The sequence below is a fragment of the Bordetella sp. 15P40C-2 genome, from assembly GCF_009763235.1.
Classification (GTDB): Bacteria; Pseudomonadota; Gammaproteobacteria; order Burkholderiales; family Burkholderiaceae_B; genus Bordetella_A.
The window spans coordinates 1-18,255 of the sequence record NZ_WSJA01000033.1 but is presented as its reverse complement, the minus strand read 5'-3'; the positions used below and the strand labels follow the sequence as shown (position 1 = coordinate 18,255).

Sequence of the window (18,255 nt, the reverse complement as noted above, 5' to 3'; positions counted from 1 at the left end):
AAGAGCAGGTACTGCGTTTACTGCTTGCCTCGCTGTGTTAGCAGCAGAGAAACGAGATTATGAAGGCTTTTTTTCAAGCTGTCAAGTCGTTTTGTTTCGCATTTTGCAGAACACTTCGACTTGAACTTCACAATCGCCGTTTCCGGCATCTCGACATTTTAGCACATATTCGGGAAAACCCCAAATCGCTTTGTTAGTTCGTATCCGGGTAAACCCTGAATTCTCACCAACTGCCGAGCCCGAAATATTAACACACTTTTTAAATTCGATGCAACTAGATCTCTAATAACCATCGTCGCGGAATTTACTGCGTTATCACTTCGGCCCCACCGCCTGAACCTGTAAATTCGTGTTCGAGCAGCGAAGGAACGAGACTATACACGAATTTTGAGGGCTGTGGCAAATCGGACGAAAAACTTCAATATTTCTTCTGCTGGGTGCGTAAGACGCGGGATCGGCCGTTCATGGCTCGCAGCGCTACGCCAACACGGCGCCTTTAATCTCGCTGCGCCAGCTCTATGCTGTGTAGACATCAGCGCAATATGCGTACGTTCGCTATATATGTATATATAGATACGTATCTATCAGGGACGGCCGTTCCGCCACCGTTTACTATTCCAACTGCTTCCACGTTACCTGCTGAGTCCATGACAGAAGATATTCTCATCAACGTCACGCCTTTCGAAACGCGTGTTGCCCTGGTCGAACAAGGCGCAGTTCAGGAGCTCCATGTAGAGCGCAGTATCCAGCGGGGCCATGTCGGGAATATTTATCTTGGGCGGGTCGTCCGGGTGTTGCCGGGGATGCAGAGTGCCTTTGTTGACATTGGCCTGGAGCGCGCGGCGTTTATCCATATTGCGGATCTGAGAGAGAACCGTAGCGAGCGTAGCCAGGGGCTGACACCCACGCCAATCGAAAAGCTGCTTTTCGAAGGGCAGACCTTGATGGTGCAGGTGATCAAGGATCCGCTGGGCACCAAGGGGGCACGGCTTTCCACGCAAATCAGTATCGCCGGGCGCATGCTGGTGTATCTGCCGCATGATCCGCATATCGGCATTTCGCAGAAGATCGATTCCGAGGCAGAACGCAATCAGTTGCGCGAACGGCTGCAGGCGCTGATCCCCGAGGAAGAAAAAGGTGGGTTGATTGTGCGCACGCAGGCGGAGGGCGCAACCGATGCTGAGCTGAGCGCGGACCTGGACTATTTGCGCAAACTTTGGAGCTCGGTACAGGCGGCGGCGCGTACGCAGCCTGCCCCTGCCCTGCTACATCGGGACCTGACGCTGGAGCAGCGCGTACTGCGCGACATGGTGGGCCCGCAGACAAATCGCATTCTGGTGGATTCCCGCAGTACAACCTCGGCGCTGAAGGAATGGGCGCAGCTCTATACGCCGTCGGTGGCGGATCGGATTCAGCACTATAGCGGTGAGCGGCCGCTGTTTGACATGGCGAACGTGGATGCCGAGATCGCGCGGGCGCTCTCGCGGCGTGTCGATTTGAAGTCGGGTGGCTATTTGATCATCGACCAGACCGAGGCACTGACGACGGTAGACGTAAATACGGGCGGCTTTGTCGGCGGCAGGAATTTCGACGATACGATCTTTAAAACCAATCTGGAAGCGGCACAGGCGATTGCCCGTCAGCTGCGGTTGCGCAATCTAGGTGGGATTGTGATCCTGGACTTTATCGATATGGAAGACCAGGAGCACCGCGATACGGTGCTGGCCGAACTGAAAAAAGCGTTGTCTCGTGACCGCACCCGAATGACGGTGAATGGCTTTACGCAGCTGGGCCTGGTGGAAATGACGCGTAAACGTACCCGGGATTCTTTAGCGCATCAGCTATGCGAACCTTGTCCGACGTGTGAATCGCGCGGCCATGTGCGTACGGCGCGCACGGTGTGCTATGAAATTCTGCGGGAAATTTTGCGCGAGGCGCGTCAGTTCAACCCCCGTGAGTTCCGCATACTGGCCTCGCAGCAGGTGGTGGACCTGCTACTGGAGGAAGAGAGTCAGCACCTCGCGATGCTGGGTGATTTTGTCGGCAAGCCGGTTTCGCTGGAAGTGGAGACGGCGTATTCGCAGGAGCAGTACGACATCATATTAGTTTGAGTGTCGCAGGCTGCTCGCCTTTTCTCTGACGCTGAACAGAGAGCCAGCGATGTGTGCGCGGGACAGGCGTAGGCATCCCGCCGGTCTACCCGAACGAAAAAGCGCCTCCACAGGTAAATAGGCGCAAAAATAAAAAACGCCAGCGAGTGGAACGTCGCTGGCGCTTGATTTACCGCTCTTCGAAACGAGATCAGTCTTCGCGGAACTGCATGTTATAGAGCGAAGCGTAAAGCCCGTTGATGGCAAGCAGTTCGGCGTGGGCACCCTGCTCTACGATGCGGCCTTCGTCGAGCACGATGATGCGGTCAGCGTTTTGCACCGTCGAGAGACGGTGGGCGATGACCAGGGTGCTGCGGCCCTTCATCAAGCGTTCGAGTGACGCTTGGACTTGGCGCTCGGATTCGTTATCCAGGGCGGAGGTGGCTTCGTCCAGGATGAGGATGGGCGCGTTCTTGATCAGGGCACGTGCAATGGCCAGTCGCTGGCGCTGGCCACCCGACAGGCGCGCGGCGTTTTCGCCCACGGGGGTGTGGATACCCTGAGGCAGGCGCTCTACGAATTCGAGCAGATTGGCGGCTTCCAGGGCGTCGCGTATCTGCTGATCGCTCGCCTCGCCCAGAACACCGTAGCCCACGTTGGCCGCAATCGTGTCGTCAAACAGAACGACGTCCTGGCTGACCAAGGATAAGTGCGAACGCAGGCTGCGCAGCGTCAGATCATTGATCGGCACATCGTCGATGAGAATTGAGCCGGTGTCGGGAAGCACGAAGCGCGGCAGCATATTGGCGAGCGTCGTCTTGCCACTGCCCGAACGCCCGACTAAGGCGACGGTCTGTCCAGGCTCTATCCGGAATGACACATCGTGCAGGGTATCGCGCTGCGCATCGGGGAATCGGTGCGTGACGTCACGGAACTCCACCCGGCCACGGACTGGCTCGGGTAGAGTGCGTTTACCAGTATCAGCTTCGGGTTCCTGATCGATCAGGGTGAACACGCTCTCGGCGGAGACCAGCATTTTCTGCATTTTGCCGGCGAGGTTGGTCAAGCGTTTGATCGGATCGAAGATTTGGGCGAGTGCGGCCATGAAGGACGCAAAGCTGCCGACGGTCAGCGTGCCGTTATTGGCCTGGCTGAGGGCCACGGCGATGATCGCCCCCACGGAAATCGAGATACAGACCTGGGTCAACGGCGTCATGGCGGCGTCCGCCGTGGCGGTGCGCATGGCAAAACGACGCAGGCGGGCATTAACGAAAGCGAAACGGCCGCGCTCGGCTTCGTAACCGTCGAACAGCTTGATGACGCGCTGACCGTTGATGCCCTCGCTCGCCACGCGAGTGAGCTCGGCGTTCATGTTGACGGTTTCGCGGTTGATGCGGCGCAGGCGACGGATAAAGACGCGGGCGATCAGGACCGAGACGGGCAGCATGACCAGAATGATCAGCGTGAGCATCCACGACATGTAGAGCAAGACGCAAATCAGCGCGATAACGACCAGCGTTTCGCGAACCAGCACCGTGATCACGTCGGTGGCATAGCCAGTGACGTTGCCCGCGTCGATGGTGAACCGGTTGAGCAACCTGCCGGTGTCGCCGCGTTTAAAGTCGGAGTCGGGCAGACCGAGCAAACGCTCGAACATGTCGCGCCGCATTCCCAACAGGACGTTGTTGGCCACCCAGGCCAGCAAGTAGTCGCTGAAGAAATTACAAACGCCTCTTAGAAAGATCAGACCGATTACGGCTAATGGAATGGCCCAGACGTAGTACGGACGGGTGCCGGTGAAGCCGTCGTCGAGCAGGGGCTTCATGATAATGGCCAGCGTGGGCTGCGTGGCGGCGGCGCCCGCCATGAGCAGAATGGCCAGCAACAGGCCTTTCCAGTAGGAGCCGACGCGGCTATAGACGCGTTTCCATAGCTCGGCCTTCACGGGATGTGATCCGGCAGGAGCGTGACGTGAAGCAGAATTCAAGGAGGACTCGCTTTAATACAATTATGCTTGGGATTGTACCGTTCACCCGCGTTGACCGAGGAACCGCAGTTTGTCCACATCTAACACCGCCTGCCTGTATGTCCGCCTGCCTAACTGGGTGGGTGACGTTTGTATGAGCTTGCCGAGCCTGGCGTTGGCGGGGTCCACGGGACTGCAGCTGGTGGTGTGCGCCCGGCCGTGGGCGCGCGATCTGTTGGCGGGCGTTCCGATGCAGGATTTCATTCCGATGCGAGGGAAATGGCGCGAAGATAGCCGGGCGGTGCGGGAGCACCGACGCAAGACGGGCATCAAGCAATGCTACGGGCTGACGCTGCCTGATTCGCTCTCGAGCGCTGCGGTTTTTCGGCTGGCCGGCGTGCCGACTGCGGGATACCGGGACGATGGGCGCAGCTTGTTGCTGCGATGGCCAGTGTCGAAGCCGACGCAGCGGCTGCATGCGGTGGAGTCGTGGTACTACCTGACCCGGCAAGCGCTGTCCGCTTGGGGATTGCCTGCAGGGTCCGAGCATCCGCCCAAAACCTTGGATTTGCCTATCACGCAGGCGCATCAGGAAGCTGCCGACACCATGTTGCGGCAGGCAGGTTTAACGGACGCCCCATTTGTACTGATCGCGCCTACCGCCACGGGGTTACATAAGGGGCGGGTCAAAGTATGGCCACATTTCGACGCATTAACGCGGGGCTTGCAAGCGAGTGGGCATACCGTGGTAATGTGCCCTCCTCCGTCCGAGGTGGAGGAATCGCGGCGCAATGCTCCAACGGCTCAACTGTTGCCATCCGTGTCGCTTGGGGTGTTTGCCGCGCTGACCCGGCGCGCCGCTTTGGTGGTGTGCAATGATTCGGGAGTGTCGCATGTCGCAGCGGCCGCCGAGGCCCGCCAGTTGACGTTATTCGGCGTGACGAACCCGGAACGCACGGGGCCCTGGGCATCGCGCGCTATATGTATGGGCGCCGAAGGCGCTTGGCCTGCTGCCAACGAGGTGGAACAAGAAGTCCGCCGCCTGCTTTGACCCGTCTGACGGGATTAATCCATGACTGTAACGAATTACCTGGCAAACCTGATCATTCCGCAAAATCTCTGCATTGCCCTTCTCGTGGTTGGTCTTGTGTTGGGGCTGTTTCGCCTACGCAAGACGGGCGCGGCGGTGGCGGCGGCAGGGATAATTTGGGTCGCGGCCTGGTCCCTGCCCGTCACCTCGCTGTGGCTGGGCGGATCGCTGGAGGCGCGATATCCGCATGTGGCGGCAGCTGAGCTGCCTACGGCTGACGCTATTGTGGTGTTAGGGGGTAATACCGCGAACGGGCGGGCAAACTGGTTTCTGCCGTACGACAAGGACACCGCCATCGTGCGTGTGGATACGGCACTGAACCTCTACCGCGCGGGTCGTGCGCCAAAAATTGTGCTTTCCGGTGGGGCGCTGGAGGGCGATGTCAGCGAAGCGCGCGGCATGGCCCATGTACTGAAGCAGCAAGGCGTGCCGGATACGGCGCTGCTGCTTGAAAACGCCAGCCGTACTACCTATGAGAACGCGACGCAGACTGAGGAAGAGCTCAAGGAACACGGGGTCAAGCAAGTGCTTTTGGTGACCTCGGCGCTGCACATGCCGCGCGCGATGGCGGCGTTTGCTAAACAGGGGATTCCGGCGATCCCTGCATCGACGCCCCCGCAGATCGTGTTGCCGGCGGATGGCTCCGTGTCGCCGTGGATGCCGCATATGCGTACGCTGGAAGCCAGCCGCAGCATCATCAAGGAATATGCCGGGCTGCTCGTGTATTGGCTGCGCGGTTGGGTGTGAGGATGGTCAGCGTTGTGGAATGCCGACCTGATTGCGGGGCTTGTTGTACCGCGCCATCGATTTCGAGCGCGATTCCGGGCATGCCTGGGGGTAAGCCGGCGGGCACGCCTTGTGTTCAATTGGATGAGGCCAAGCGGTGCCGGATATTCGGGCAACCCGACAGGCCGTCATGCTGTTCGGGGCTGCAGCCGTCGCTGGAAATGTGCGGCCATAGTCGTGAAGAAGCGATGGTCTGGCTGACACGATTGGAACGGGAAACGGCGCCGGCTTAGCGCCTTGGTGAAGTCGGGGGTTAGTTCCGCGTCGCCAGTGTCACAGCCGATCTGCTAGTTTCCGCGCAAGGCTTGACCGTAGACCTCAAGCGTGGCGGCGGCAAAGCGCGCCAGCCCGAATTGCTCAACCGCGGTGCGGCGAGCGGCGGCGCCCATTTGTGCGACACGCGCCGGGTCCTGCAGCATCCAGCGCAGCCGCTCAGCGATCGCGGCCGTATCCCGCACGGGGACGATCCAGCCATCATGGCCGTCAGTCACGTTTTCCGGTAAGCCGCCGGCGTTGCTGACCAACGCTGGCAGACCGAGGGACATGACTTCTCGACAGGCGTAGGAAAGCGCCTCGCGGTAAGAGAGCACAAACCCGACGTGGCAGCAGGCCAGTGCGTCGCGCACATCGTCCAACAATCCGGGGAAAACCACTTGGTCTTGCATGCCAGCGGCTTTTACGCGGGCGCGCTTGTCGTCGTTGGGCAGGTCGCCTGCGACCAGGATCCGGATACGGCTGCGTAGTGCTGGTGGTAAGGTGCCAGCCGCGCTGACGAGGTCGAGCCAGCCTTTGTCATAGTCGGTGCCGCCCGCACTGCCAAACAGCAGGCAATCTTGCCAGCCCGGCCCGAAATACTGGTCTTTCAAAGCACGAATGCGCTCGCTGGCAGACACGGATGAATCGGCTGAGGCATTCAACCGCCCACTCGCCTCATCGCCGGCTACAGCAAGTGGAGCGAAGTAATCCGTGTCGATACCATGCCGGATCGTCGTAATGGGCAACCGCTGGTAGGGTGATGCGAGAAGCATATCTCGGACATAGTCGCTAACCGCAATCACGTGATCCGTCGCGAGTGCCGCGCGCAAGCGGTGTCCCCAGGACTGCAGCGGGTGGTCGTTATGTTTGGTGAACACCACGCGTGGCCGATGGCGCAGCCCGATCAGGGCCAGCATCACCTGTTTGTGGTCAGCCGATCCATTGACGTGGATGATGTCGTAACGCTCTTGGGCGATCAAGCGACGCAAGGCCGCGCGTTCGCCGAACCAGGATGACGGGCGCGTGGAAAAGCGCATGCCGATGGCGCGCACGCCGGGTATGGCGCTGACGTAGCGAAAGAGTCTGCTGGTGTCCGGCGTGGCCACGCTGATGTCGTGGTCGCCGGCATAGGCGCGCGCCAAACTGGTGACGTAGGTGGCGTGACCGCCGCCGTTACGCGGGTGAAAATTGGTGTAGAGGATTTTCACGGAATCGGTTTACTCGGCCGCGTCAGACATGAAGCTGAGCTTGGCATAACGGAAGAAGCTGCCTGCGGCGGCGGTGACGGCCAGTACCAGCCCATGACGCCCGTCGAGAAAGCCTCGGCGGATCAGGTAGATACGGATAAAGGTCCAGAATCCATGACCGAGCGCCGAAAATATGGTTGCACGCTTGCCACGGGCATACATCATGGCGGCGGCGTCGGAGGAGTAACGATTCACCTTGTTGATGAGCGCGTCCAGATTGTCGTAGGGATAGTGCTCGAAATAGCCGCTCAGGCGCACAACCTGCCCCTGAGGCACGACGCGTTCGTGAACCGCCGCATCGGTGAATCGCGCCGTGCCGCGTTTGAATAGTCGTAGCACGTGGTCCGGCCACCAGCCGCTATGCCGGATGAAACGGCCACAGAAATCCGACAATCGCGCGATCTCGTAGGCGTCCGCCTGCGGATTCGTCAGGACTTCTTGTATTTCTCGCGCCAGATCGGGTGTCACGCGTTCATCTGCATCGATCGATAACACCCAGTCGCCGGTCGCGAGATCGAGCGCGCGGTTTTTCTGCGGCCCGAATCCGGGCCAGTCGTCGGTCACCAGCACCGTGGCGCCGAAGTCGCGCGCCAGCGCCACGGTATTGTCAGTACTGCCGGAGTCGACCACGATGAATTCATCGGCAAAGGCCACCGATTCCAGGCATCCCACAATGTGGCGGGCCTCGTTCTTGGTGATGATGATGACCGAGAGTTTCATGCGCGGTTCCTTATGCGTCTCTTCCACGCTTTCCACGCGTGGTAGCGCGGCCCGATCACGGGATGGCGCGACATCCAGATACGTCGGTTCAACCACGAGCCGCCCAAATTACGGACGGCGAAACGGTAGATATGCTCGGGGTCGGTGCCGGGCAGGTTCTGTCCCAGCGCATCGGTGGTGTAGAGGTATTTGAAACCGGCCTCGCGCGCGGCCTCGACGTAATCCGCGTCGAAATAACCCTGCGGCCAGCACAGATGGTCGCTCACGCCGCCGAGCTCGCGCACCAGCGCGGCGCGAGAATCGGCCAGTTCTTTGGCGATGTGGGAGCGCTTGGCGGCCACATCGGGTCCGCATTCCTTGTCCCAGCGCGTATGGGTATGGGTATGGGAATGCACTTCGAAAGTGCCGGCCTCGATCATGGCGCGCACCTCGCTCCAGCGCAACATGACTTCGTCGGTGCGCCCCTCGGCGACGAGCCGTTTGCTTTCATGATGGTCGGGTGAGCGCGGCACCGGTTTGCCCTGCCCTGCATGGGGACGCACTTCGCCCTCGCCTGCCCAGCCGGTAATCAGAAACAGGATGGCCTTCATGCCATAGCGCTGCAGGATCGGATGGGCGTAGGTCCAGTTGTTCAGATAACCATCATCGAAGGTGATGAGGACGGACTTTTCCGGCACGGAGCCACCCGCCAAATACTGCGCGAACTGTTCAGTGCCCAAGGCGGTATATCCGGCGCGGGCGAGGCCGGCAATCTGCTGCTCGAACACCTCGGGTGTGACAGCGATCATGCCCCCGCAGGGGCTGACATGGTGGTACATCAGTACCGGGATATTCGGTGCGTTGGACATGATGGTCGGTGGTGTGAGGAGCTGGCTGGATTGGTGACTCGGCCTCGATCAGCCGCGGCGCTCGGCCAGCCACTTGCGATACACGGCCTCGGTGTTTTCGGCCAGGCGTGCCGGCGAGAATACGCCCTCTTCCCAAACCATACGACGGCCGGCCTCACCCATCCGATGGCGCAAGTCGGGGTCGTCGATCAGACGTTCCAAGGCGCCACGCAAGGCGCGCTGGTCGTGCAAGGGCACGAGGATGCCGGTTTCGCCATCGCGCATCATTTCGGACACGCCTCCGACGTCGGTGCCGATGACGGGCAACCCGGCGGCTTCGGCCTCGACGAAAACGGTACCGGAGGCCTCCTGCTCGGTCGCCAGTGCGAACAGATCGAATCCGGCCAGCAGATTCGGCACGTCGCGGCGCGTGCCCATCAGATGGATGCGCTGTTGCAGACCTAGCTGTTGAATATAGGCCTGGGTGTTTTCGAACGTGGGCGAACCCGAACCGACGAAGACCATGTGCAGATTAGGGCGCGTGGCCATCAGCGGACGGATGGCATCGATCAGGTTTTTATGGCCCTTGGCGGCGCGCATGACCGCGACGCAACCGACCACGATGTCGTCTTCGGACAGCCCAAGTTCGCCGCGCAAGGTCGAATGCTCAACAGGCGGAGGCAGAACCACCGGGGAATACAAGGTGGCGGTATGTTCAGCGGGCACGCCACGGCTGATCAGATACTGTCGAACGTATTCGCTAACGGTGGTGACGCGATGCGGCAGCCAGGTGTATGAGAGCAACGAACCGACCTTGCTGGCCAAATGACGGGTACGAACGATGAGCGGTGTGCCGGCCAAGCGCCCGGCGGTGCCCGCGATCAAGGTGTCGATGCGGCTATGCGTGTTGACCACATCGTAGCGGCCTTCCACAAGGATACGCCGGACCGTGACGACACCTCTGAGGTATCGCACCAATCCGCCCATGGGCACGGTGTGGACCGTAAAGCCGGCTTCGCGCAGGCGCGGCACCAGTTGCGCCTGCGGCTGGCATAGGGCTTCGACGTGATGGCCGCGTGCGCGCATGGCGTGCATCTCTTTGAAGATGCGATGTTCCTGGCCGCCGAAGGCGACAGCCGCTTCGGTATGAAGAATACGTAACGGTTCCATCAGTAAGTCACCTCTACCCCATCGGGGTTCGCCCAGGATGCCAGATTTTCCAGCAGCGTATCGGCCATGCGTACGCGCCAGTCTTCGCCCAGCCGCACGGTGCATTGGTAATGATCGCGCGCGTAGACGATATCGACGGGTACGCCCGGAATGCCATTTTCGGGTTCGGCACGGAACGGATTAAGCAGTTGGTAAAGCCGCTTTGCGTCAGCCTGACCGTTGAGCTTGATGCGCAGCGCCTTGGCGCGCGCCTCGCGCGCGAGCTGCAAGTCATAGAGTTGTTCGGCGACGATGCGCATGCCGCCGGAATAGTCGTCGTTGCTGACTTTACCCTGGACGATGATGAGCTGGTCTTCGCGCAGACGGGCACGATGTTTTTCGTAGAGTTCGTTAAAGACGGATATCTCGAGCTGGGCCGTGCCATCGTCCAATACGGCAAACACCATTTTGCCGCGCCGGGTCATCATGGTGCGCACGCCGGCGAGGACACCGCACATCCATTGCAGATCGCGCTGCGGTTCGATGCGCGCCAGGGGCATGGGCACGATGCGGCGCACTTCGTCGCGCCAGTGATCGAAGAGGTGGCCGCTGAAGTAGTAGCCGAGAGCGGCCTTTTCTTCCGTCAGCTTGGTGTGCAGATTCCAGGGCGCGACCTTGCTGAGCTCGCCGGCCACCACTTCGCCGCTATCGTCCCCGAATAGCGAAGCCTGATTGGCGCTGCGCGCGGCTTGCTCGGCGGCTTCCATGGCGGTGCCGACCGAGGCCAGCATGGCGGCACGGTTGGGCTCGATCGAATCAAAAGCGCCGGCCCGGATCAGGGCCTCGATTGTGCGACGGTTGACCGCGTGTTTATTCACGCGCCGGCAGAAATCGAACAGGTTGGTAAAAGGACCGTCGGCTTCGCGCGAGCGCAGAATCTCCTCGACAGCGCCCTGGCCGGTGCCCTTGACGGCCCCCAAGCCGTAACGCATGGTGCGCGGCGGCTTGCCCTGGGCGGTGTATTCGTCCTCGACCGGCGCGAAACGGTAGCCCGATGCATTGACGTCCGGCGGCAAGACGACCACACCATTGTCCTGCGCGTCGCGGCAGAACACCTGTACCTTGTCGGTGTCGTCCATGTCGGAGGACATGGTGGCGGCCAGGAACTCGGTCGGGTGATAGGCTTTGAGCCAGGCGGTTTGATAGGCGATCAGCGCATAGGCAGCCGAGTGCGATTTGTTAAAGCCGTAACCGGCGAATTTTTCCATCAAGTCAAAGAGCTTGATGGCAAGATCGGGGTCGTGGCCTTTTTCCTTCGCACCCTTTTCGAAGAGCTCGCGGTGCTTGGCCATTTCCTCGGGCTTTTTCTTGCCCATGGCGCGGCGCAGCAGGTCGGCGCCGCCGAGCGAGTAGCCCCCGATGATCTGCGAAATCAGCATCACCTGCTCTTGGTAGACGATGACGCCGTAGGTGCTTTTGAGTGTGCCTTCCAGATCGGGATGGAAATAGTCCACCGCAGCACGGCCGTGCTTGCGGTTGACGAAGTCGTCCACCATGCCGGATTCGAGCGGGCCGGGACGGTACAAGGCCAGCATAGCGATGATGTCTTCGAAGTTGCTGGGCTTGAGCTTTTTCAGCAGCTCCTTCATGCCGCGCGATTCCAGCTGGAATACGGCGGTCGTGTTGGCATCGCAGAGGATTTTGTAGGCGGCCGGGTCGTCCAGCTCCAGCGCCATGATGTCGAAATCGCGCTTGGTGGGATTGAACTGGCGCACGTAACGCACTGCCCAATCCAGAATGGTCAGGTTGCGCAAGCCTAGAAAGTCAAACTTGACCAGGCCGGCTGCCTCGACGTCGTCTTTGTCGAACTGGGAGACGGCGCTGTTTTCTTGGCCCGGCTGGCAATACAGTGGGCAGAAATCGGTGAGCTTGCCCGGGGCGATGAGAACGCCGCCGGCGTGCATGCCGATGTTGCGCGTCAGACCCTCCAGCGGACGGGCCAGATCGACCAGCGCGCGGACTTCTTCTTCCTGCTCGTAGCGCTCCTTGAACGCCGGTTCGTCCTTCAAAGTACGGTCCAGCGACCACGGGTCAGCCGGGTTGAAGGGAATGAGCTTGGATAAACCGTCGCAGAACAGATAGGGCATGTCCAGCACCCGGCCGGCATCGCGCACCACCGCCTTGGCGCCCAGCGTACCGAAGGTCGCGATCTGGCTCACCGCATCGCGACCGTATTTCATCTTTACGTAGTCGATGACGCGTTCGCGATTGTCCTGACAAAAGTCGATATCGAAGTCGGGCATCGAAACGCGTTCCGGGTTCAGGAAGCGCTCGAACAGCAAGTCGTAACGAATAGGATCGAGGTCGGTAATGCCCAGCGCGTAGGCCACCAGCGAGCCCGCGCCGGAACCCCGGCCGGGGCCTACCGGCACGCCGTTTTGCTTACCCCAGTTGATAAAGTCCTGAACGATCAGGAAGTAGCCGGGAAAGCCCATTTGGATGATGGTTTTGCATTCCCAACGCAGGCGTTCGTAGTATTGATCCCGCTTGGACGCGCGGACTTCCGGGTCGGGGAACAAAAACGCGAGACGCTTTTCCAAGCCCTCTTCGGAGAGTTGAACGAGATAATCGTCCAAGGAAACGCCGTCCGGCGTGGGGAAATTGGGCAAGCGTGGTTTGCCCAACACCAAGGTCAGATTGCAGCGCTTGGCGATTTCTACCGTGTTTTCGATCGCGGAAGGCACGTCGGCAAACCGGCGCGCCATTTCCTCGGAGCTAAGCAGGTATTGTTCTTTGGTGAACCGGCGCACCCGGCGCGGGTCGGCCAAAATTTCGCCTTGGGCGATACACACCCGCGCCTCGTGAGCCTGGAATTCTGTCGCATCGAGAAACTGCACGGGGTGCGTGGCGACGACCGGCAAGCCAGCCTCCGCCGCCAGGCGCATGGCAGCCTGCGTGTAGGCTTCGTCGCCATCGGCGCCGCTGCGTTGCAGCTCGATATAAAACGATCCGGGGAACATCTGTCCCCACTGCCGTGCCAGCGAAAGAGCTGTCACGGCATTGCCAGCGTCCAAAGCATGCCCAATATCGCCCGCGCGGCCGCCCGACAGCACGATCAGGCCTTCACGGCCATTGAGCCATTCGCGGCGGATCTCGGCGCGGCCACGTCCCTGATTCGTCAAAAACGACTGAGTCAGCAGTTCACAGAGGTTAAGGTAACCCTGGTGGTTGCGAACCAGCAGCAGCAGGCGAAACGGCTTGTCGGGATCCTCGTCATTCGTCAGCCAGACGTCGCAGCCCGCGATGGGCTTGACGCCCTTGCCGCGCGCGCCTTTGTAAAACTTGATCAGGCCAAAAATATTGGACAGATCCGTGAGTGCGACAGCGGGTTGACCAAACTGAGCAACACGCTTGATCAGGTCAGGGATACGCACAATGCCGTCCACCACCGAGAACTCGGAGTGGACGCGCAGATGAACAAAGGCAGGCTTGGGGATGACGGCTTCAGACATCCCAGAATTGTACCTAGTCGGGCAGGGTCGGGGCGGCAGCTGTGTAGCGGCCCTGGGCGATGTCTGCGAGGGCGGGAAGGGAAGACGCGATACGTTCGCGACGTGTTGCGATATCTCCGTGCGCGCTCAGTATGCCTAGCTCGCGCCTATAAGCTTATCAGCGCACCATCTGGATCCACGATTTGAGGTCGAACGGTTCTTCGGCTGGCTCAGCGCTGGTCGCGGTTGCGGCCGTCTCTTGCGCGCTCTTGGTCACGACGGTCGGCACGGGAGAGGCTTGTGAAGCAAGCGTTTGAGCCACGATGTCGGCCACGTCCTCAAGCACGTCTTCGATGCGAGCTTGGGCGATACCCTGATCGATGGTGACTTCGTCGACGATCTCGTCCAGGCGACTTTCCACGGTGGTCTGCGCAGGGACAACCGTCTCGTCGGCAAAAATTTCCTCGACAGGTTCCTCGGGCTGGCTCGCCGCCTCGGCCTCTGCTTTCGCGTTTTCGGCTTGAATAACGCGCTCTTGAATGGTGTTTTCGCCGAAGATCGCTGGCGTCCAGGCTTGCACAACATTGCCCGCGTACTCGGCCATCTCCGACAGCGTCTCCCAGGACAGCGTGCAGGCCTTCAGCAGATCGGCGCGAAAGGCGTCCCCAAAAATTGCGCCGAAAGCGGCCAACAGCTCGGTGCTCGATTTTTTCAAGACCGGGAGAACGCTATAGTCGTCGTCATCAGCGCGGGCCTGCTCCTCGGCAATCTGCATCGGTGTCTTACCGTAGATGTCCTGCGCGTACTTGTCGGCCCCGGCGGCGACGAGTTCGGGCACGATAGGGCAGGTGCCGTTCATCACGGCGTAATGCAAGGCGGTGCGTCCTTCAGCATCCTTGGCATTCAAGTGCACACCGTGGCGGCACAGGTAACGTACTTGATCCTCCGCGAGTGGATTCTCCGCGCAATACATCAGTACGGACTTCTCATTTGCATCCCTAGCGTTAGGGTTGGCGCCCCTGCGCAGCAACGCGTCGGTCAGCTCGGGCTGCGAGGTAAGCGAGACAGACAGCAGCAACGGTGTGCGTTGTTTTACGTCCGGTTGATCAATAAGTTCCTGCGGCACCATATTAATCAGCGCCACCCGAACCTCTTTACTGAGGGACATTTTGGTTACGCTGGTCAGATAGACTGGCAGTGTTCTGCCTTGTGTGTCCGTTGCGCAAAGTGCGTCTTTCTTAATCTGGTTATTTTTTAGCCAGCCTGCGATCAACTCGTTGTCTTCCTTGAAGATCGCATCAAATAGATCGGCGCCGGTCACGGCAGGATATGCCGCAGCCTGCGCGGCGGGATTCATTTTGGACTGCACGCCGGGATACGTTTCGGCCTGCAAGCCGAGAGGCATTTCGGCCTGCAAACCGGACATCTTCGGTCCATTCGGCTGCGGCAGCACGCGAGACAAATAATCGTGCGAAAAGGCGGGTTTGATAGAAACACCCATGAATTCTCCTGGTTGGTTGGGGTTGGTTGGGGTTGGTTGGGGTTGGTTAGTCGGTCGACACCGTGCCACGCATCCTGAGTGACATTCACCCCCCCGTAGTTCCAGGCAACTGGCGCCTTCCCGCCCGCCGCCGGCGCCAAACAGCCAGCTATGAGAAAATGTCCTATTTTCTATTTCTGGCTCGCTGGAGCTTTGCATCATGAAATGGCTGATCCCCGGAATCTGGCTGGCCGCCATCCTGTTCGCGCATTTCAGAGGCCGCGTACGCCTGCGCCTGTCGCGGCAATTGCTGGACCAGTCCGTGCTGCTCGCGCCGGTCAATGCGTTTATGGTGCTGTGCTCGCGGGTGCCGACCACACCCTATTTGCCTACGCGCGAAATTCCGGAACTGAAGGTGCTGGATGACAATTGGGAGGTCATCCGCGACGAGGCCCTGAAAATGGCGGAGCTGCGCCGGATCAAGGCGGCGGAGAAGCACGATGACATCGGCTTCAACTCGTTTTTCAAATACGGCTGGAAGCGTTTTTATTTGAAATGGTATGACGCCCGGCATCCCTCGGCCGAAGAGCTATGCCCGCGCACTGTCGCCATTTTAAAAAGCTTGCCCAAGGTTAAAGCAGCCATGTTTGCCGAGCTGCCACCGGGGGGCAAACTGAACAAGCATCGGGATCCGTTTGCCGGTTCATTGCGCTATCACTTGGGTTTGGCCACGCCCAACGACGACCGTTGCCACATCATTGTGGACGGCGAAACGTATAGCTGGCGGGATGGCGAAAGCGTGGTGTTTGACGAGACCTATGTGCATGAGGCCCATAACCAGTCGGAAGCCAATCGCATCATCCTGTTTTGCGATGTGGAGCGTCCGCTGAAATGGCGCTGGGCCGAGGCGTTCAACCGCTGGTTTGGCCGCGTCGTGATGTCTGCCGCGAGCTCGCCGAATGACGCGAAGGACCAAACAGGCGCCATCAATAAGCTGACCCACGCGCACTGGGCGCTGGATCAAAAGCGCAAGCAGTTCAAGGCGTGGAATCGTACGGTATATAAGATCACCAAGATCGCGTTGATCGTCCTGGTGGTGGCGGCGTTTCTCGCGATGTGACCGGGGAAAGACGGGCGGCGAGGCCTTTGCTGTGGTCTATGCAGTGGTCATCGCCTCGCCCGTGGCCACGGCCAGCGTTTTAGCATTCCACGATATTGACCGCCAACCCACCCCGCGCGGTTTCCTTGTATTTGGTTTTCATGTCGGCGCCGGTTTCGCGCATGGTCTTGATGACGGAATCCAGCGAAACGTAGTGCTGACCATTGCCTCGTAGTGCCATGCGCGCCGCGTTAACCGCTTTGACGGAAGCCATGGCGTTGCGCTCAATACAGGGAATCTGCACGAGGCCGCCGACCGGGTCGCAGGTCAGGCCCAGATTATGTTCCATGCCGATTTCGGCGGCGTTCTCGACTTGCTGCACGGTTCCGCCCAACACCGCGGCGAGCGCGCCGGCCGCCATGGAGCACGCCACGCCGACTTCGCCCTGGCAGCCAACCTCGGCGCCGGAAATCGAAGCGTTGTATTTATAAAGCAGCCCGATGGCCGCCGCGGTCAGCAGGAAATCGCGAATACCGTGAATGTTGGCCCCGGGCACGAAGCGGTCGTAGTAATGCATGACCGCCGGGATGATGCCGGCGGCGCCATTGGTCGGCGCGGTGACGACGCGACCGCCCGCTGCATTTTCTTCATTGACCGCCATAGCGTAGAGGTTGACCCAGTCCATCACCGACAAAGGGTCGGCAAGCGTACGTTCAGCGCGTAGCGTCAGACTGCGGTAAAGCTCGGGCGCACGGCGGCGCACCCGAAGTGAACCAGGCAGATCGCCATCGGCCTCGGGATGGTTAATGCCACAGCCGCGGCTCACGCAGTCCTGCATCACCTGCCAGATGCGATCGAGTTCGCGATGCACCTCGGCCTCGGTGCGCCACACCAGCTCATTACGCATCATCAGCTGAGCAACCGTGCAGGATTCTGCCTCACACATCGCGAGCAGCTCGCGACTGGAACGGAAGGGAAAGGGAAGCTTATCGTGCGCCGCGATGACTTGGCTGTTAGGGGCACCGGCAGTGACGACGAATCCGCCGCCCACTGACAGATAGCGGGATTGCCGTAGTGACTGCCCATCGCGATCGAGGGCATGGAAGATCATGCCGTTCGGATGCTCGGGCAAGGCCTCCCGGCGATAAAAGAGGATATGGTCCTTCTCGATAAACGGGACCGGGTGCCGGCCCAGCACAGAGAGCGACTTGCTCGCGCGTACCGCTTGCAACATGCCCGCGATGGCTGAAGGATCCACCGTGTCTGGCGCCTGCCCCATCAGTCCCAGCATGACGCCTTTGTCGGTGCCGTGACCCTTACCCGTAGCCCCCAACGAGCCATAGAGCTCGGCACGAACCGTGGCGGTACGCGCCAGGAGACCGTCACGCTCGAGCCCCTGTGCAAAGAGCAATGCGGCGCGCATGGGCCCGACTGTATGTGAACTGGACGGCCCAATGCCGATTTTGAAAAGATCAAACGTCGATACCGCCACGACACACCTCGAAGTAACAAGTTGCCTATCATACCCAGTGCGGCGGCGAAAGACACCCGCCAAATCCCGCGTCGTGCGATGATTCGGGTGACGTATAGGCTAGGAACACCCCGGCCCTCGGTTTCATGGAATTTTTAGGTTAATTATGTCGGGACTCATTGCCCTACTCGATTTCGCAGGCTATGTCGCGCTGTTGTTATGGGGCGTACACATGGTGCAGTCGGGCGTGCAGCGCGCGTTTGGCGCGGCGCTGGGCGCGGCGCTAGGTCGAGCGTTAGGGACGCGGCTGCGTGCATTCACCACAGGTCTGGGCATCACGGCAGCCTTACAGAGCAGTACAGCGACCGGTCTGATGATCACGGGTTTCGCCGCTGGCGGTCTGGTCGGGTTGGCGCCTGCTTTGGCGGCCATGCTGGGCGCAAACGTCGGCACGACCCTGATCGTGCAGGTGCTTTCTTTCGACCTGACGCAGCTCGGACCGATATTGATTCTGGTTGGTGTGTGGATGTTCCGTCATTATCCGGCCGGACGCGCGCGGGATCTGGGGCGGGTGTTCATTGGGT

The 18,255-nt window shown here is 60.3% G+C and carries 14 protein-coding genes; 6 read left to right on the top strand and 8 right to left on the bottom strand.

Annotated features, from left to right (window positions below; translation table 11 throughout):
* Positions 1 to 647 precede the first annotated feature (647 nt).
* Complete coding sequence (rng, locus tag GOQ25_RS14400) at positions 648 to 2,111, top strand: ribonuclease G (protein WP_160351175.1); 1,464 nt, start codon at positions 648 to 650, stop codon at positions 2,109 to 2,111.
* Between the two features lie 190 nt (positions 2,112 to 2,301).
* Here rng and msbA read toward each other — a convergent pair whose 3' ends face one another.
* A complete protein-coding gene (gene msbA / locus GOQ25_RS14395; RefSeq protein ID WP_160351174.1) occupies positions 2,302 to 4,077 on the bottom strand; it encodes a lipid A export permease/ATP-binding protein MsbA in 1,776 nt (591 codons plus the stop codon).
* 133 nt (positions 4,078 to 4,210) lie between these two features.
* Here msbA and GOQ25_RS14390 point away from each other — a divergent pair, with 133 nt between their 5' ends.
* The 3 genes from GOQ25_RS14390 to GOQ25_RS19570 are packed head-to-tail and all read left to right on the top strand — an operon-like array spanning position 4,211 to position 6,165.
* Positions 4,211 to 5,107: a glycosyltransferase family 9 protein gene (locus GOQ25_RS14390; RefSeq protein WP_160351176.1), complete on the top strand. Its 897-nt coding sequence runs from the start codon at positions 4,211 to 4,213 to the stop codon at positions 5,105 to 5,107.
* Positions 5,108 to 5,128: 21 nt separating this feature from the next.
* The gene (locus GOQ25_RS14385; RefSeq protein WP_160351173.1) at positions 5,129 to 5,893 is read left to right on the top strand and encodes a YdcF family protein; all 765 of its coding nucleotides are present in this window, start codon (positions 5,129 to 5,131) and stop codon (positions 5,891 to 5,893) included.
* Positions 5,894 to 5,895: 2 nt separating this feature from the next.
* Positions 5,896 to 6,165 carry a YkgJ family cysteine cluster protein gene (locus tag GOQ25_RS19570; protein ID WP_236844588.1) on the top strand — a complete coding sequence of 90 codons (270 nt, stop codon included), beginning with the start codon at positions 5,896 to 5,898 and terminating at the stop codon, positions 6,163 to 6,165.
* 54 nt (positions 6,166 to 6,219) lie between these two features.
* Here GOQ25_RS19570 and GOQ25_RS14380 read toward each other — a convergent pair whose 3' ends face one another.
* The 6 genes from GOQ25_RS14380 to GOQ25_RS14355 all read right to left on the bottom strand — a co-directional run bounded on the left by GOQ25_RS14380 (position 6,220) and on the right by GOQ25_RS14355 (position 15,323).
* A complete protein-coding gene (locus GOQ25_RS14380; RefSeq protein WP_160351172.1) occupies positions 6,220 to 7,395 on the bottom strand; it encodes a glycosyltransferase in 1,176 nt (391 codons plus the stop codon).
* A 9-nt stretch (positions 7,396 to 7,404) separates the two neighbouring features.
* Complete coding sequence (locus GOQ25_RS14375; protein ID WP_160351171.1) at positions 7,405 to 8,154, bottom strand: glycosyltransferase family 2 protein; 750 nt, start codon at positions 8,152 to 8,154, stop codon at positions 7,405 to 7,407.
* On the bottom strand, positions 8,151 to 9,002 hold the full coding sequence (locus GOQ25_RS14370; protein WP_160351170.1) for a polysaccharide deacetylase family protein: 852 nt from the start codon (positions 9,000 to 9,002) through the stop codon (positions 8,151 to 8,153). Before GOQ25_RS14370 ends, GOQ25_RS14375 begins: the two co-directional genes overlap by 4 nt.
* A gap of 48 nt (positions 9,003 to 9,050) precedes the next feature.
* Positions 9,051 to 10,151: a glycosyltransferase family 4 protein gene (locus GOQ25_RS14365; protein ID WP_160351169.1), complete on the bottom strand. Its 1,101-nt coding sequence runs from the start codon at positions 10,149 to 10,151 to the stop codon at positions 9,051 to 9,053.
* On the bottom strand, positions 10,151 to 13,642 hold the full coding sequence (dnaE, locus tag GOQ25_RS14360; RefSeq protein WP_160351168.1) for a DNA polymerase III subunit alpha: 3,492 nt from the start codon (positions 13,640 to 13,642) through the stop codon (positions 10,151 to 10,153). Before dnaE ends, GOQ25_RS14365 begins: the two co-directional genes overlap by 1 nt.
* A gap of 157 nt (positions 13,643 to 13,799) precedes the next feature.
* Complete coding sequence (locus GOQ25_RS14355) at positions 13,800 to 15,323, bottom strand: ankyrin repeat domain-containing protein (RefSeq protein ID WP_160351167.1); 1,524 nt, start codon at positions 15,321 to 15,323, stop codon at positions 13,800 to 13,802.
* Between GOQ25_RS14355 and lpxO the strand changes: the two genes are divergently transcribed.
* Positions 15,322 to 16,221 carry a lipid A hydroxylase LpxO gene (gene lpxO, locus GOQ25_RS14350; protein ID WP_160351166.1) on the top strand — a complete coding sequence of 300 codons (900 nt, stop codon included), beginning with the start codon at positions 15,322 to 15,324 and terminating at the stop codon, positions 16,219 to 16,221. The genes GOQ25_RS14355 and lpxO overlap by 2 nt on opposite strands.
* A 79-nt stretch (positions 16,222 to 16,300) precedes the next feature.
* Here lpxO and GOQ25_RS14345 read toward each other — a convergent pair whose 3' ends face one another.
* Positions 16,301 to 17,692, bottom strand: coding sequence for an L-serine ammonia-lyase (locus GOQ25_RS14345; protein WP_160351165.1), 1,392 nt, complete (start codon positions 17,690 to 17,692; stop codon positions 16,301 to 16,303).
* A gap of 145 nt (positions 17,693 to 17,837) precedes the next feature.
* Here GOQ25_RS14345 and GOQ25_RS14340 point away from each other — a divergent pair.
* Positions 17,838 to 18,255, top strand: a 418-nt coding sequence (locus GOQ25_RS14340) for a Na/Pi symporter (protein WP_160351164.1), incomplete at its 3' end; no start/stop codon positions are given.

What these genes read in the sequence shown, in the direction of transcription:
- rng (WP_160351175.1), top strand. Translation starts at nt 648, where the DNA reads ATGACAGAAGATATTCTCATCAACGTCACGCCTTTCGAAACGCGTGTT.
- GOQ25_RS14390 (WP_160351176.1), top strand. Translation starts at nt 4,211, where the DNA reads ATGAGCTTGCCGAGCCTGGCGTTGGCGGGGTCCACGGGACTGCAGCTG.
- GOQ25_RS14385 (WP_160351173.1), top strand. Translation starts at nt 5,129, where the DNA reads ATGACTGTAACGAATTACCTGGCAAACCTGATCATTCCGCAAAATCTC.
- GOQ25_RS19570 (WP_236844588.1), top strand. Translation starts at nt 5,896, where the DNA reads ATGGTCAGCGTTGTGGAATGCCGACCTGATTGCGGGGCTTGTTGTACC.
- GOQ25_RS14375 (WP_160351171.1), bottom strand. Translation starts at nt 8,154, where the DNA reads ATGAAACTCTCGGTCATCATCATCACCAAGAACGAGGCCCGCCACATT.
- GOQ25_RS14370 (WP_160351170.1), bottom strand. Translation starts at nt 9,002, where the DNA reads ATGTCCAACGCACCGAATATCCCGGTACTGATGTACCACCATGTCAGC.
- GOQ25_RS14365 (WP_160351169.1), bottom strand. Translation starts at nt 10,151, where the DNA reads ATGGAACCGTTACGTATTCTTCATACCGAAGCGGCTGTCGCCTTCGGC.
- dnaE (WP_160351168.1), bottom strand. Translation starts at nt 13,642, where the DNA reads ATGTCTGAAGCCGTCATCCCCAAGCCTGCCTTTGTTCATCTGCGCGTC.
- lpxO (WP_160351166.1), top strand. Translation starts at nt 15,322, where the DNA reads ATGAAATGGCTGATCCCCGGAATCTGGCTGGCCGCCATCCTGTTCGCG.
- GOQ25_RS14355 (WP_160351167.1), bottom strand. Translation starts at nt 15,323, where the DNA reads ATGATGCAAAGCTCCAGCGAGCCAGAAATAGAAAATAGGACATTTTCT.